Origin of the sequence: Halolactibacillus halophilus, from assembly GCF_900115605.1 — a bacterium.
Classification (GTDB): domain Bacteria; phylum Bacillota; class Bacilli; order Bacillales; family Amphibacillaceae; genus Halolactibacillus; species Halolactibacillus halophilus.
Genome location: NZ_FOXC01000027.1, coordinates 21,896 through 37,347 on the forward strand (window position 1 = coordinate 21,896; position 15,452 = coordinate 37,347).

The following is a 15,452-nucleotide window of genomic DNA, read 5'->3' on the forward strand; positions in this document are numbered from 1 at the left end:
TGTTTTTCTATCCTCCAAAGTAACCTCTAACGCCTTCTCAGATAACATTCTTAAGAAAACTGAACAATTTCTATCACTCTGATGCACAACAAGACAAAATAACCGCGCATTAATGCCTCTCTTTAATGACGTTAACATCATTAAAGAGATTTTTTAAAAGAAACATGTCCAAAAGCTATCAATTTCGGGTATACAGAAGATAGACAACTAAAGGGGGAACTTTATATGAAGCAAGCAAAAATAATTACCTGGTTAAGCTTACTTGTGATGACTGCTGGTTTATTCAATGGTTTTATTAATGGCGACTTTTTTGTCGATGGCGCCGCTCTTTTTGATAATCCTTGGGGTGTGATGTCATTGATTGATTTATATGTCGGATTTGTCTTATTTTCATTATGGATTGTTTACCGGGAAACATCAAAACTAGGCACCCTCTTATGGGTTGTTGCGATGATGATCCTAGGCTTTTTCGCCGGCTGCATTTACATCTTAAAAGCACTCTACGAGTCTCATGGTGACTGGAATATTGTCTTCCATGGACAAAAGGATAAATTAGTATGAACCGGCTACAAGAATGGCAAGAACAACTTAAGCTTGTATTTGAGAAAAAGACAAGTGATGCCCTTATTCCACCAGTCTTATTCTTTCTGATTAACCAATGGTTATCATTAGAGATTGCGAGCCTTGTCACGTCTATTTATCTGGTTGGATTAATTATTTATCGCAAGGTAAAAAAAGACCCGGGAAAGTATGCGTATGTTGGGGTATTAGGGGTACTCTTATCAATTGGTCTGAGCTTATTATCAGGTGAGGCGATTGATTTTTATTTACCTGACTTAATTACGACCGGTGGAATTGTGCTGATTTGTTTTGGATCACTCATGATTCAGCGACCAATTGCTGCACTCCTTAGTCACTTAACCCGGGGCTGGCCACTGGATTGGTATAAACGATCAGATATTTCTCCAGCTTATAAGTATGCGACCATCATTTGGGGGAGTTATTTCTTATTTCGCCTGGTCGTTCAAAGTTATTTCTACTTTACCGATCAATTCTCAAGTTACTTTTTCTTTAATACACTGCTCGGACTACCGATGACAATCGTCATGTTGATTGGCAGTTATGTCGTTGGCGTGAAGACATTAAAAAAATTAAACGGACCAAGTGTCGAAGAGTTTAATAACGGCGACACACCGCCTTATGAAGGACAACAACACGGTTTTTAATTTACTACTTACAGATAAGCAAACTGAAAATATTGACTAAAAATGACGGATAGACCATAGAAACATAAAAAAAGAAGCCAAGTTGGCTTCTTTTTTTATGTTTATCTCTCTTACTTTTTTTAGCTTGCTGTTTTAGCTTACTTTTTTAATGGTTTGATCACAACGTGACGATTAGGTTCTTGACCATCTGAGAATGTTTCAACACCTGATTGGTGTTGCAGCGCACTATGAATGACTTTACGTTCATAAGATGGCATTGGTTCTAATGTCACAAGCTTTTTCGTTTTTAACGCTTTATCAGCTAAACGATTGGCTAATTGTTCAAGTGTGGCCGCTCGACGTGAGCGATAATCTTCCGCATCAACAACGACACGAAAACGTGTCTCTGACCGACGATTCAACATGACTTGGACAATGTGTTGCAAAGCATTAAGTGTTTGACCGCGTTTACCGATAATCATCGCAATTTTCTCCCCTGATAAATCAAAGGTGACAGCATGATTATCAACTTTCGTTGACACGACAACATCACTAGAAAAAGCTTCAGCAATCTCTTTTAAATACATCGCCGCTTGTTCGACAGGATCTTCTTTAACGGTGACTTTAACAATCGCCCGTTTTGATCCAAACAAGCCTAACATCCCTTTTTTACCTTCTTCAATAACTTCAATATCAACGTGGTCCTCTGTGGTGTTAAGTTGCACTAACGCTGATTGGACCGCATCTTTGACTGTTTGTCCAGAAGCAGTTACCTGTTTCACTAGTTATTTCCTCCCGAAGTTTGCTGGAATTTGAATGGCTTACGAATAAAGATTGTTTGCAGTACCATAAAGACGTTACCTACAACCCAGTATAACGCAAGGGCAGCTGGGAAGAACATTGACATCACACCAATCATGATTGGCATCATGTAAAGCATCATCGTCATTTGTGGATTCCCTGCATTTTGTGTCATATTTGTGCCAGACATCGTTAACTTCTGTTGTAAGAACGTTGCACCGGCAGCGACAATTGGTAAGATATAAAATGGATCCGGATTTGATAATTCAAACCATAGGAAACTTCCATCTTGTAATCCTGGTGTCCGCATAATCGCGTGGTATAACCCAATTAAAATAGGCATTTGAACAATCATAGGTAAACACCCTGCCATTGGATTCACATTATGCTCTTTAAATAACTTCATTGTTTCTTCTTGTAATTTTTGTTGTGTTTGCGCATCTTTTGAGCTGTATTTTTCTTTTAATTTATTTAACTCAGGTTGTACTTCTTGCATCGCTTTTGAACTCTTTAACTGTTTCACGTTAAGTGGAACAAGAACTGAACGAATCACAAGGGTCACAACAACAATGGCCCAACCAAAACTACCTCCAAATAAATCTGCTGCTGATGTGATCAGCCAAGATAATGGGTAGACAAAGTATTCATCCCAAATCCCACTACTTTCTGCGGTAATTGGTGCGTTAATATCTCCACACCCTGACAATAATAAAACTAAACCAACTAAGGCCACTAACAATAAGACCTTTTTGCGCATAATCTTCCTCCTTAACATATATTTATCCATATATGTGAAACTCATAAGTTATTTTATCATTATCTTAACGGGAATACTAGAAAAAGCCCCAGCTTTTACGAAACTTCCTAAAACCATGATAGAAACATCATTCACAAGTAGGAAGCTCATATAGATCAAAACGAAATGTTCTATTCACTTAAGTCTTCTTTTTCTGGTTTTGTTTTAAGAGTTTTGACTTAAATAACACATGAGTCAGGCTTTTCTTTATCTCATAAAAATCTAAATCTTTCGTTGGAACACGCGCAATGATCACAAAATCATGTGCTTGTTTTATCTCAGCATCAAGCTCATGAAACGCTTGTCTTAGATAGCGTTTGATTCGATTTCTTACGACAGCGTTCCCTACTTTTTTCGAGACAGATAATCCCATACGGAAATGTGTTTGATCTTGTTTTGGTAAGTAATAGAGAACGAGTTGACGATTGGCAAACGACGTCCCTCGTTTAAATACTTGTTGAAAATCATCATTTGATTTCAGTCGATATGCTTTCTTCATCTTTTTCTCCCCCTACTTGCTTACCTGCAGTATCTCTTCTTAGATACACGCCTTTTATTATAACTAAAGGATGTTAACCGCTTTAATTTCTAGCTATTAAAAATGGGATGATTCACTCATGATTCTGTTTGACAGAAGTCACGCGAGCGCTCATCCCAACATCTTTTTCTCACTTAACGTGAAAAAAAAGACCACTGTCGTTAGTCAGTGGCCTATGCTGATAATACTTTTCTACCTTTGCTACGACGACGCTTAAGTACAAGACGTCCATTTTTCGTGCTCATACGCTTACGGAAGCCGTGAACTTTTTTACGCTTACGATTGTTTGGTTGAAATGTGCGTTTCATTTATACTACACCTCCCTGAGGAATTTCTAACATTCATCTATTAGACAGCCTTATATATTATAAATAATACGAGACATGTCTGTCAATTATTATTCCTAGTGTTTACTCTACAATGTACTATAATAGCTTAATTTTTTCTCATTGTCACGTATTTTTTTAAAAGAAATTAAAAAATTATCGCTTTTTTGTTAAAACTTCGCCCGGACGCCTCTACTAAATATCTATTTTAAATCTTTCCAAACGCAATATGATCTCACTTTGTTAATGACACTGATCGATCATCTTCTTTTATCACCTAGTTAAAAATGTTCCAAATCACAACTTTCTTTTAAAAATTTCATTCATCTAAATTCTTTTCTTATTTCTATCGTAAAATACTTCCCCTCACTTTTAACATATATAATTTCTTACTCACGAGACATTACCCTGTATTTATTCAAAGCTCCCTCTTCTGTTTGTTTTGACATTATCCACAAGCTTTCCTCAACCCCGTTTTTCAAACTTTTATTATCCACAACAATTATCGACAAGTTAAACACACTTTCACAGCTTGTGGATGAAAATCTCCCACATGTCTGTCGTTATGTGGATAACCATCGAAATACCTTGCAAAATCGCTCGTTTTTTGATATTATAACTGTGTTTAACTGAAGAAAAACTTTTATCAACAAAATAATTATCCACAGTCGGTGGATAACCTGTGGACATTTATTCACATCTTCTGAATAAACTTATCAACAAAAGTGTGTATAAAATGAACAACTGGTCTAACATACCTTGATATTAGTCTTTTATTATCCACAGGTCTGTTTCTAAAACCTTTCGATCTTTATATAAGATGGCGAGAGGTTTTTTATACTGAAAGACACATTTTAATATCTTTAAAACCGTATTATCACAGGGTTTAAGTAGAAATCAATGAAAGAAAGGAGCGTTTAAATGGAGAATATTGAAGAACTTTGGGACAACACGTTAGAAGCGATTAAAGAAAAGGTTAGTAAGCCAAGTTTTGATACGTGGCTCAAAAATACTAAAGCCGATCAATTAACTGATGACACCTTAATTGTTTCAGCACCAAATGAATTTGCCCGTGACTGGCTTGAAAATCGGTACACAAACCTCGTATCAGAAGCTATTTTTGAAGTGACCGGTGCAAAGTTAAACACCAAATTTGTCATCCCAGAACATGAAGCAGCAATTGAAGAACAAATGAAAGCACCTATTAAACAACCAAAACCAGCATCAGATCATCAAGAACACCCAAAAACCATGTTAAATGATAAATATACATTTGATACGTTTGTCATTGGTTCTGGTAACCGATTTGCTCACGCCGCTTCACTCGCCGTTGCTGAAGCGCCCGCAAAAGCGTATAACCCATTATTTATATATGGAGGGGTTGGTTTAGGCAAAACCCACTTAATGCATGCGATTGGCCATTACGTCCTTGACCATAATCCAGATGCCAAAGTCGTTTATCTCTCAAGTGAAAAATTCACGAATGAATTTATTAACTCGATTCGGGATAATAAAGCCGAAAACTTTAGAAGTAAATACCGAAATGTTGATGTCTTACTGATTGATGATATTCAATTTTTAGCGGGGAAAGAACAGACACAAGAGGAGTTTTTCCATACATTTAATACGCTACATGAAGAAAGTAAACAAATTATTATCTCAAGTGACCGACCACCAAAAGAGATCCCAACGCTTGAAGACCGCTTGCGTTCACGGTTTGAGTGGGGACTCATCACCGATATTACCCCGCCTGACTTGGAAACGCGGATTGCGATTTTACGTAAAAAAGCAAAAGCCGAAGGCTTAGAAATTTCTAATGATGTTATGCTTTATATTGCCAATCAAATCGATACAAATATTCGAGAACTTGAAGGTGCTCTGATTCGTGTGGTCGCTTATTCATCACTCACCAATCAAGACATCGACCCGTCCCTTGCAGCCGAAGCACTTAAAGATATTATTCCCAATACAAGACCAAAAGTCGTGACAATCCAACAAATTAAAGAAATTGTTGGTGAACGTTATCAAATTAAATTATCCGAATTCGCTGCCAAAAAACGGACCAAATCAATTGCTTTTCCGCGCCAAATCGCGATGTACTTATCGCGTGAATTAACGGATTTCTCCTTACCTAAAATAGGTGAAGAATTTGGCGGACGTGATCATACAACCGTGATCCATGCCCATGAGAAAATTTCTAAAATGATTGATGCCGATCAATTACTACAACGCGATATCGAAGAAATAAAAGAAAAGTTAAAGAGTTTTTAATTTTTAAGGTTGTGAACAGTGTGGAAAACAAATCAAAGTTATAAACAAACTGTCCACACGTGGATAACTATACGCTTATGCAGGTTAACGTGAGTTATCCACATATCAACAGCCCCTATTACTATTACTACTATTTTTTTATAATAATAATTAATATATAGACTTCCACTAGGAGGAATTTTTCATTATGAAATTCATAATTCAACGTGACTTATTATTAGAAAGTTTGCAACATGTAATGAAAGCTATTTCACCACGTGTTGCGGTTCCTATTTTAACGGGGATAAAAATCGAAGCTTTACCAACAGGAATTAAATTAACCGGGAGTGATTCAGATATCTCAATTGAATCATTCATTCCAAAAGAAGAAGATGGTCTGGTTCATGTTGAAGCGATTGAAACAGGCAGCATCGTTGTTCAAGCTAAATATTTTCCTGAAATCATTCGTAAATTACCACTAAAAACGGTTGAAATATCAACCGATGAACAATATCAAATGACGATTGTCTCTGGTGGATCTGAATTCCACCTAAATGGGCAAGATGCGATGGAATATCCTCAACTCCCTATCCTACATACGGATAATAGTTTTGAAGTCAAACATGATATTTTTAAAGAAATGATCAAACAAACGGTGTTTGCTGTTTCAACTGTTGAAACACGTCCGATTTTAACTGGTGTCAACATGAAGATTGATAACGGCGACATGACCTTTGTCGCGACAGACTCTCACCGCTTAGCTTCACGCTCAATTAAACTCGACCAAGACTTTGTTCATATTCAATTTGACAACATCGTTATTCCTGGTAAGAGTTTAGCTGAGTTAAATAAGATTATTGATGACACAGATGACACAATCACAATTAGTGTGGCTGATAATCAAATCTTATTCCAAACAAAAAATCTATACTTTTTATCACGTTTACTCGATGGGAAATATCCTGAGACAGATCGGTTAATTCCAGCTGAAAGTAAAACGTCTGTAAAAGTAAAGACCAAGACATTACTACAAGCAATTGATCGTGCGTCATTACTCGCAAAAGAAAATCGAAACAATGTCGTCAAACTAGAAACGAAAGAAAACTTCTTACAAATTAGCTCAAACACACCTGAAGTTGGTCAAGTGACAGAAGAGGTCGTCATAGAGACAATTGATGGGGAAAGTTTAAAAATTTCTTTTAGTGCGAAATATATGATTGATGCCTTACGCATTGTTGAAGATGAGTATGTGATGGTTCACTTTACTGGTGCAATGCGTCCATTTGTTCTTTATCCGGAAAATAATCATGATATCTTACAGCTCATTCTCCCTGTCCGCACTTATTAACATGTTGATAAAGGTAATGAGTGGAAAACAAGTTAATGCATAACTACTCCTTTACTGGATCATTTTTTAAATATGTCTGAAAAAGAAGTGTGAAAATAAGGTTTCATGCTTCTTTTTCATGTTTTTAAGTGTTTTTCCCCCCTTTTGGTCGGATTTGAGGTAAAATAGATAATAAGCAAAATAAAAGCGAATAGAGACGAATTTGCATCAAGCGTACTTTTTAGTAAAATAGAAAGAAGAATAAATAGTGAGCCGTTTATGGCTTAAATACGTTAAGGGAGGTAAAATTTAATGGCGTCAGAAGAAATACAAATTAAAACAGACTATATTACCCTCGGACAATTTTTAAAATTAACCAATGTGGTTGAGTCTGGCGGTATGGTTAAACTTTTTCTAAGTGAGTATCCAGTCTTTGTGAATGACTCACAAGATCAACGTCGTGGAAAAAAACTTTATCCAGGAGATTCTATCTCGATACCAGAGGTTGGTACATATACTGTGACAAGAGAGAACGCGTAAAACGCTATGATGAAAGTTAGGAATTCAGATGTATATTGAAACAATCACACTTACCAATTATCGCAATTATTCCAAGCTTGCGCTGACCTTTGATGAAAAAGTAAATGTGATTATTGGTCAGAATGCACAAGGGAAAACGAATCTTATGGAGGCTATTTATGTCTTAGCCTTCACAAAGTCTTATCGAACATCAAAAGATAAAGAACTTATGATGTGGGATGAATCTTATGCTAGAATAGAAGGTACGGTTTTTAAACGGAATTATCATGTGCCGATTGAAATGCAGTTTCAAGCTAAAGGTAAAATAGCGAAACTAAATCATTTAGAACAAAAGCGTCTGAGTCATTATATTGGAGCTTTAAATGTGGTGATGTTTGCACCTGAAGACTTAAACTTAGTTAAAGGCAGTCCACAAGTGCGCCGCCGGTTTATTGATATGGAAATTGGTCAGGTCAAGCCCATTTATATGCACCACCTTGGGCAATACCAAAAGATACTAAAACAACGCAATCACTTATTAAAAGATCTCCAGCGCCGGAAAACGACGGATACAACGATGCTTGACGTCTTAACGGAACAACTGATTACGCACGCCAGTGAGATTTTGCGGCGGCGCTTTTCATTTTTAGCGTTGCTATTAACATGGGCACAACCGATTCATTCAGGTATCACCCAAGCGAAAGAAATATTAACGATTGATTATGATGCGACAATTGCTATCGATAAAACAGCATCGCTTGCTGACATCAAACAACAGTATGATGAAACATTTAATCGCCATAGACAACAAGAGATTGACCGTGGGACCACGCTCTACGGTCCGCATCGTGATGACCTCATTTTCTATGTGAACGACCGCAATGTGCAAACCTACGGGTCACAAGGGCAGCAACGTACGACAGCGTTGTCCTTAAAATTAGCGGAAATAGAGCTCATTAAACATGAAGTCGGCGAGTATCCCGTCTTATTACTGGATGATGTGTTAAGTGAACTTGATAGACACCGACAAAGTCATTTGCTGAATACGATTAAAGACAAAGTTCAAACCTTTGTCACAACGACAAGTGTGAACGATATTGAACATGAAACAATGCAGTCCGCAACCATTTTTCACGTGGAAGATGGTGAAATTGTGCGCGAAGAAAGAGGGGACACGTAATGTTTATGCATATTGGGAACGATCAAGTCATTCAAACGAGTGATATTATCGTGATGATTAATCAACAAGATATAGAAGTCTCCTCGATTAACGAAGAGATGATTGATTATGCTGAACAAGAAGACGATGACCTTGACTATGATGAAGATGTCGTAAAGACGATTATTTTCACTAATGATGGGGTGTATTACAGTCCGCTTGCCATTCCAACCCTTAAGAAGCGGACAAGTATTAAAGCGATTCTCTCCCAACAAGAATCGTATTAATTTTTAGAATATTAAACAAGTCAGTGTCATAGAAGTGCTATGAAATTAAAGAAATGTAGGTGAATGTAGTGACAATGGAAGAAAATTTCGAACAAGTTTATGATGAAAGCCAAATACAAGTTTTAGAAGGTCTTGAAGCTGTAAGAAAACGTCCTGGTATGTATATCGGTTCAACCGGTGAAAGAGGCTTACATCACCTCGTATGGGAGATTGTCGACAACAGTATTGATGAGGCCCTTGCAGGACACTGTGACCATATTCAAGTCATTATTGAAAAAGATAATAGTATTACCGTTATTGATAACGGTCGGGGTATTCCTGTTGGGATTCATGAAAAATCAAATCGCCCAGCGGTTGAAGTCATTATGACTGTCCTCCACGCTGGTGGTAAATTTGGTGGTGGCGGTTATAAAGTATCAGGTGGCTTGCATGGTGTAGGGGCATCGGTTGTTAATGCTTTATCTACTTCACTGGAAGTGTACGTGCATCGCGATGGTAAAATTTATTACCTTGATTTTAGTCGTGGAAAATTAACAACAGAACTCAAAGTAATTGGTGAAACAGAGATTACTGGAACAAAAATTCACTTCATGCCAGATAAAGAGGTATTTGAGGAAACAACGATTTATAATTATGAAACGTTACAAATTCGCCTCCGTGAATTAGCGTTTTTGAATAAAGGACTTAAAATCTCGATCGAAGATAAGCGTGTTGAAGGTGATGAGTCTATTTACGAAGAATACTATTATGAAGGTGGGATTAAATCCTACGTCGAGTATTTAAATGGCTCAAAAGAAGTGTTACATGAACCTTTCTATGCAGAAAAAGAAGAACAAGGCATTTCGGTTGAAGTTGCGATTCAATACAACGATGGCTTTGCGAGTAATATTTATTCGTTTGCCAACAATATCCACACGTATGAAGGTGGGATGCATGAGTCTGGCTTTAAAACTGGTTTAACCCGTGTGATCAATGATTATGCGCGGAAAAATAATATGTTTAAAGAAAGTGATCCAAACTTAACTGGGGATGATGTACGTGAAGGGTTAACAGCCATCGTATCAATTAAACACCCAGATCCTCAATTTGAAGGACAAACAAAAACAAAATTAGGTAACAGTGAAGTAAGAACAATCACCGACTCAACGTTCAGTGATTTATTCTCAACGTTTTTATTTGAAAACCCGAATTCTGCTCGGATAATCGTTGATAAAGGTCTGATGGCCTCGCGCGCGCGCATGGCTGCGAAAAAAGCCCGTGAATTAACACGTCGTAAAGGGGCATTAGAAATTTCTAACTTACCTGGTAAACTAGCTGATTGTTCAAGTCGGGATGCGTCGAAAAGTGAAATATATATTGTTGAGGGTGACTCAGCTGGTGGGTCAGCTAAGCAAGGGCGTGATCGTCACTTCCAAGCGATTTTACCACTACGTGGGAAAATTCTAAACGTTGAAAAAGCGCGTCTTGACCGGATTCTATCAAACAATGAAATCCGTTCTATGGTAACGGCGATGGGAACAGGGATTGGTGAGGAGTTTGATATTTCAAAAGCGCGTTACCATAAAGTTGTCATTATGACCGATGCTGATGTCGATGGCGCTCATATCAGAACATTATTACTGACGTTCCTCTATCGCTATATGCGTCCGCTGATTGATCATGGTTATATTTATATTGCACAACCACCGCTATACAAAGTCCAACAAGGTAAAGCGGTCTACTATGCTTATAACGAAAAAGAACTTGATCGGATTCTAGCAGAAATTCCAAAGGCACCTCGCCCAGGTTTACAACGCTACAAAGGTCTTGGTGAAATGAATGCCACCCAACTATGGGAGACAACGATGGACCCTGATAATCGTACGTTACTTCAAGTCAATCTTGATGATGCGATTGAGGCCGACCAAATCTTTGATATGTTGATGGGAGATAAAGTTGAACCGCGTCGTAATTTTATTCAAGAGAATGCGGTCTACGTGAAAAACTTAGACGTTTGATGCGTAGTTAAAACGTCGGTACAAACAAGTAAGAAAAATGTGTCCTCAGTTGGATAGGAGGTAATTAAATGGTGGAGCAAAAGCGTCCCCAGGTTCAAGAAATAAATATTGGTAAAGAAATGCGTACGTCATTTTTAGACTACGCGATGAGTGTGATTGTCTCACGTGCCTTACCCGATGTACGTGATGGCTTAAAACCGGTGCACCGCCGGATTCTTTATGCGATGAATGATTTAGGTATGCACGCAGATAAAGCCTATAAAAAATCCGCGCGTATTGTTGGTGATGTGATTGGTAAGTATCACCCACACGGTGATTCAGCTGTATACGAAGCGATGGTAAGAATGGCGCAAGATTTTAGCTACCGTTACCCACTGGTGGATGGTCACGGTAACTTCGGTTCTGTCGATGGTGACCCAGCGGCAGCGATGCGTTATACTGAAGCGAAAATGTCGAAAATCTCAATGGAATTACTGCGAGATATTAATAAAAATACGATTGATTATGCCGATAACTATGATGGTTCAGAACGTGAACCGGTCGTATTACCGTCACGGTTTCCTAACTTACTCGTTAACGGTGCTTCTGGTATTGCGGTTGGGATGGCAACTAATATTCCGCCACACCAATTAGGCGAAACGATTGATGCAATTTTAGCTGTAAGTGAGAACCCAGATATTTCTATTGAAGAATTGATGGAAGATTATATTCACGGGCCTGACTTTCCGACGGGTGCGACAATTCTTGGTCGCTCAGGTATTCGAAAAGCATTTGAGACAGGCAAAGGTTCGATTACGATTCGGGCTAAAGCTGAAATTGAAGAACAAGCCAATGGCAAGTCACGGATTCTTGTATCTGAGCTTCCTTATCAAGTCAATAAAGCGAAATTGGTAGAAAAAATCGCTGAACTGGCTCGTGATAAGAAGATTGAAGGGATCACCGATTTACGTGATGAGTCTGACCGTAACGGGATGCGAATTGTGATTGAACTCCGTCGTGATGCCAATCCAAACGTGTTACTTAATAATTTATATAAACAAACGTCCCTACAGACGTCATTTGGTATCAATATGTTGGCACTTGTCGATGGCCAGCCAAAAGTGCTGACTTTAAAACAAGCGCTTGAATATTATTTAGAACACCAAAAAGTCATTGTTCGCAGACGGACAGAATATGAATTAGAAAAAGCAGAAGCCAGAGCGCACGTTTTAGAAGGGTTACGAATTGCACTTGACCATATTGATGAAATTATTGCGCTCATTCGTGGATCAAAAACGGCAGATGAGGCTCGTACCAATCTGATTGAAAAGTTCAGTCTATCTGAAAAACAAGCCCAAGCGATTCTTGATATGCGTCTCCAGCGTTTAACTGGCTTAGAACGTGATAAGATTGAGGGTGAGTACGAAGAACTTCAGGTCTTAATTAAAGAACTAAAAGCGATTTTAAGTGATGAGTCGAAACTGATTGAAATAATCCGTGAAGAGTTGCTTGAAATTAAAGCGAAATTTAATGATACCCGTATGACCGAGATTGCTTCTGGTGGGTTTGACTTCTTCGAAGATGAAGATTTAATTCCTGAAGAAGATATCGTGATTACGCTCACGCATAAAGGCTATATTAAGCGTCTACCAGCTTCGACTTACCGGACGCAGCGCCGAGGTGGTCGCGGGGTTCAGGGGATGGAAACAAGTGAAGATGATTTTGTTGAACACTTAATTTCAACATCAACGCACGATACCATTCTTTTCTTTAGTAATAAAGGGAAAGTCTATCGCCTGAAAGGGTATGAAATTCCTGAGTTTGGTCGGACGGCTAAAGGGTTACCGATTATTAACTTATTGGAAATTGAAAATGGTGAATGGATCAATGCGGTCATTTCAGTCAAAGAATTCGCCGATGACCATTACCTATTCTTTACGACAAAGCAAGGGATTTCAAAACGAACCGAGTTATCACAATTTGCGAATATTCGTCGGAGTGGCTTGATTGCCTTAAACTTACGCGAGGAAGATGAACTGATTTCTGTTCGTCTCACTGATGGTAAGAAAAATATGGTAATTGCGACGCATAACGGGTCATTGATTCACTTTAAAGAAGACGCTGTTCGTTCGATGGGGCGTACCGCGGCTGGTGTGAAAGGTATTTCTTTACGAGACGGTGATTATGTTGTGTCGATGGAAATTCTAGATGAAGATCAGTACGTGTTAAATGTCACTGAAAATGGTTACGGTAAACAAACACCACAAACTGAGTACCGCATGATTAATCGCGGGGGTAAAGGTGTATCAACATGTAATATTACCGATAAAACCGGCAAGGTTGTGGCGGTGAAGACGGTTCGTGGTGATGAAGACTTAATGATTATCACTGAGAGTGGAATTCTTATCCGAATGCCTGTTGAGACGATTTCACAAACAGGGCGTAACACTCAAGGGGTTAAATTGATTCGTCTTGGTGAAGAGGAAACAGTCGCAACGGTTGCGGTTGTTGAAAAAACAGAAGATGAAGCTGAAACTGAAGAACAAACAGAAACAACAGATGCTGCTCCAACAGAAGCGGCATCAGATGACGAGACACCATCTGAAAATTAATCTATAAGGCATAAGCGAAAGACTTGAGTCTTTCGCTTATTCTGTACAAAAGAGGTGACGATATGCGAGTTCATCCTAAACAATTGGTGCCCCATTGTGTCATTACTGAGGATGTTTATAGTAAAGGCCTGCAACCTATTATTCAAAAAAACACTGTGGTCACACCACTAATTCAAGAAGTATTGGACCGATTTAAGATTGAAGACGTCGCAGTAGAAGATTGCTTAGAAGACGGTATGACCTATTTTCCGTTACCAATTGAAGCGACCGAAGAACAACAGGAACAAGTCGTGTCTACACCCTTTCTGGAACATTACCGGAAAGTTGTTAAACAGTATGAAAAAATGTATCAGCTATGGCAAAGCGGTGTACCGTTAGATATTCATAAAGTAAGAGAAACGATTATTCCACTCGCCAAGCGAATTGATCAACATAAACACGAGGTTTTACTGTTATTTAAAGAAGTGACAAAAGACCGCTACTTAGCGCATCATAGCGTGGCTACGGCCTTAATTACGTCGCTCCTTGCGAAGCAGTCAGGTCTCGATAAAGACTGGATTCAGGTCTGTTTAGCAGGCTTTTTAGCTGACAGTGGCATGTCAAAAATAAGTCAACGACTATTAAAAAAGCCACAAGCCCTAGTCCCACCAGAACTTGATGAAATTAAAAAACATCCGACTTATTCATATCGATACGTGGATAATTGTGCGTCACTTTCACGACAAGCGAAACTAGGTGTTCTTCAACATCATGAAAAGCTTGATGGTTCCGGTTATCCAATGGGGGTCAAGCGTGATAAAATTCATCCGTATGCAAAAATGATTGCGATTAGTGACAGTTATCATGCGATGATGTCTGAACGTTACTATCAAAAAGAGAAACCGCTATTTGATACGATCATTGATATGCATAAGCGAATCAATCATCAATTTGATGATCAATACTTGTATCAATTCTTTCATCTGTTGGAAGAAGCATTAAAAAATCAACAAGTCACATTATCAACCGGTGAAAAAGCTGATATCGTTGAATTACACTTAAACAAAGACCCAGAAGCGATCGTGAGGGTGCGAGGTACTCATGATATTTATACCCTTACGCAGGATGCATCCCAAAAAATAACCGCTTTTGTTTAAAATTAATCATATTACGCTCATCACAGTTAGTCATCATAGACTGATAGTGGTGAGTATTTTTTTATAAGACACAATCGCTATTTTTTATCTTTTTAGGGCGAGCAGACACCATCTTCAAACATTCGCGAGAATATTAGGGGGGATCGTTCACTTTCGTTTTCCGTATTGTTGGGATCGTCTTGTTCATTACGGCGATTATTTAACACATTAATCGAATCGGCATCATATGAAAACGAAGCGAACTTTCTTTTAATTATCAAACGAACCATTATACAATTAATCTGAATTTTTTGTCAATTAATATAACCGTTTTTCTAAAAAAAAGTTTTAGATTCCTAATAAAAAAGCTTGAAAAACAGTTGCCGTTGTCGTATTCTCGAGTTTGACACTTAATTAAAACAAAAACTCTCTAACCCCTTATTTTACAGGGGTTTAGAGAGTTTTTTCGCTTTTGAAAAAGTGAGTACTATTTTGCTTTTCTGGATAGCTTTAAATTATTTTTCATTTTTTTAATGGTATT

At 38.1% G+C, this 15,452-nt stretch carries 14 protein-coding genes; 10 read left to right on the forward strand and 4 right to left on the reverse strand.

The window, feature by feature from the left end:
* Window positions 1-225: 225 nt before the first annotated feature.
* On the forward strand, window positions 226-561 hold the full coding sequence (locus tag BM098_RS09655; protein WP_089832795.1) for a DUF1475 family protein: 336 nt from the start codon (window positions 226-228) through the stop codon (window positions 559-561).
* Window positions 558-1,226: a DUF3159 domain-containing protein gene (locus tag BM098_RS09660; RefSeq protein WP_089832797.1), complete on the forward strand. Its 669-nt coding sequence runs from the start codon at window positions 558-560 to the stop codon at window positions 1,224-1,226. Before BM098_RS09655 ends, BM098_RS09660 begins: the two co-directional genes overlap by 4 nt.
* A 137-nt stretch (window positions 1,227-1,363) precedes the next feature.
* Here the strand turns inward: BM098_RS09660 and jag are convergent, their stop codons facing one another.
* From jag to rpmH, 4 genes are all read right to left on the reverse strand, one after another.
* Window positions 1,364-1,987, reverse strand: coding sequence for an RNA-binding cell elongation regulator Jag/EloR (jag, locus tag BM098_RS09665; protein WP_089832798.1), 624 nt, complete (start codon window positions 1,985-1,987; stop codon window positions 1,364-1,366).
* Window positions 1,987-2,763 (reverse strand): YidC family membrane integrase SpoIIIJ, encoded by a 777-nt coding sequence (gene spoIIIJ / locus BM098_RS09670; RefSeq protein ID WP_089832800.1) that lies wholly within the window; start codon window positions 2,761-2,763, stop codon window positions 1,987-1,989. Before spoIIIJ ends, jag begins: the two co-directional genes overlap by 1 nt.
* 178 nt (window positions 2,764-2,941) lie before the next feature.
* Window positions 2,942-3,301, reverse strand: coding sequence for a ribonuclease P protein component (gene rnpA / locus BM098_RS09675; RefSeq protein WP_089832802.1), 360 nt, complete (start codon window positions 3,299-3,301; stop codon window positions 2,942-2,944).
* Between the two features lie 212 nt (window positions 3,302-3,513).
* Complete coding sequence (rpmH, locus tag BM098_RS09680; protein ID WP_062322791.1) at window positions 3,514-3,648, reverse strand: 50S ribosomal protein L34; 135 nt, start codon at window positions 3,646-3,648, stop codon at window positions 3,514-3,516.
* A 939-nt stretch (window positions 3,649-4,587) separates the two neighbouring features.
* On the opposite strand from rpmH, the gene dnaA reads away from it, so the two are divergent.
* The 8 genes from dnaA (at window position 4,588) to BM098_RS09720 (ending at window position 14,932) form a co-directional block, all read left to right on the forward strand.
* On the forward strand, window positions 4,588-5,937 hold the full coding sequence (dnaA, locus tag BM098_RS09685) for a chromosomal replication initiator protein DnaA (protein ID WP_089832804.1): 1,350 nt from the start codon (window positions 4,588-4,590) through the stop codon (window positions 5,935-5,937).
* A gap of 187 nt (window positions 5,938-6,124) precedes the next feature.
* Window positions 6,125-7,264 (forward strand): DNA polymerase III subunit beta, encoded by a 1,140-nt coding sequence (gene dnaN / locus BM098_RS09690; protein WP_089832806.1) that lies wholly within the window; start codon window positions 6,125-6,127, stop codon window positions 7,262-7,264.
* Between the two features lie 291 nt (window positions 7,265-7,555).
* On the forward strand, window positions 7,556-7,783 hold the full coding sequence (yaaA, locus tag BM098_RS09695; RefSeq protein WP_089832809.1) for a S4 domain-containing protein YaaA: 228 nt from the start codon (window positions 7,556-7,558) through the stop codon (window positions 7,781-7,783).
* A 28-nt stretch (window positions 7,784-7,811) separates the two neighbouring features.
* Window positions 7,812-8,942 carry a DNA replication/repair protein RecF gene (gene recF / locus BM098_RS09700; protein WP_089832811.1) on the forward strand — a complete coding sequence of 377 codons (1,131 nt, stop codon included), beginning with the start codon at window positions 7,812-7,814 and terminating at the stop codon, window positions 8,940-8,942.
* Window positions 8,942-9,208 (forward strand): extracellular matrix regulator RemB, encoded by a 267-nt coding sequence (gene remB, locus BM098_RS09705; protein WP_089832814.1) that lies wholly within the window; start codon window positions 8,942-8,944, stop codon window positions 9,206-9,208. The genes recF and remB overlap by 1 nt, the downstream gene beginning before the upstream one ends.
* A gap of 74 nt (window positions 9,209-9,282) precedes the next feature.
* Window positions 9,283-11,205 (forward strand): DNA topoisomerase (ATP-hydrolyzing) subunit B, encoded by a 1,923-nt coding sequence (gene gyrB, locus BM098_RS09710; protein WP_186819695.1) that lies wholly within the window; start codon window positions 9,283-9,285, stop codon window positions 11,203-11,205.
* A gap of 68 nt (window positions 11,206-11,273) precedes the next feature.
* Complete coding sequence (gyrA, locus tag BM098_RS09715; RefSeq protein ID WP_089832818.1) at window positions 11,274-13,796, forward strand: DNA gyrase subunit A; 2,523 nt, start codon at window positions 11,274-11,276, stop codon at window positions 13,794-13,796.
* A 62-nt stretch (window positions 13,797-13,858) separates the two neighbouring features.
* Window positions 13,859-14,932, forward strand: a complete 1,074-nt coding sequence (locus BM098_RS09720; RefSeq protein WP_089832820.1) for an HD-GYP domain-containing protein — start codon at window positions 13,859-13,861, stop codon at window positions 14,930-14,932.
* Window positions 14,933-15,452 lie beyond the last annotated feature (520 nt).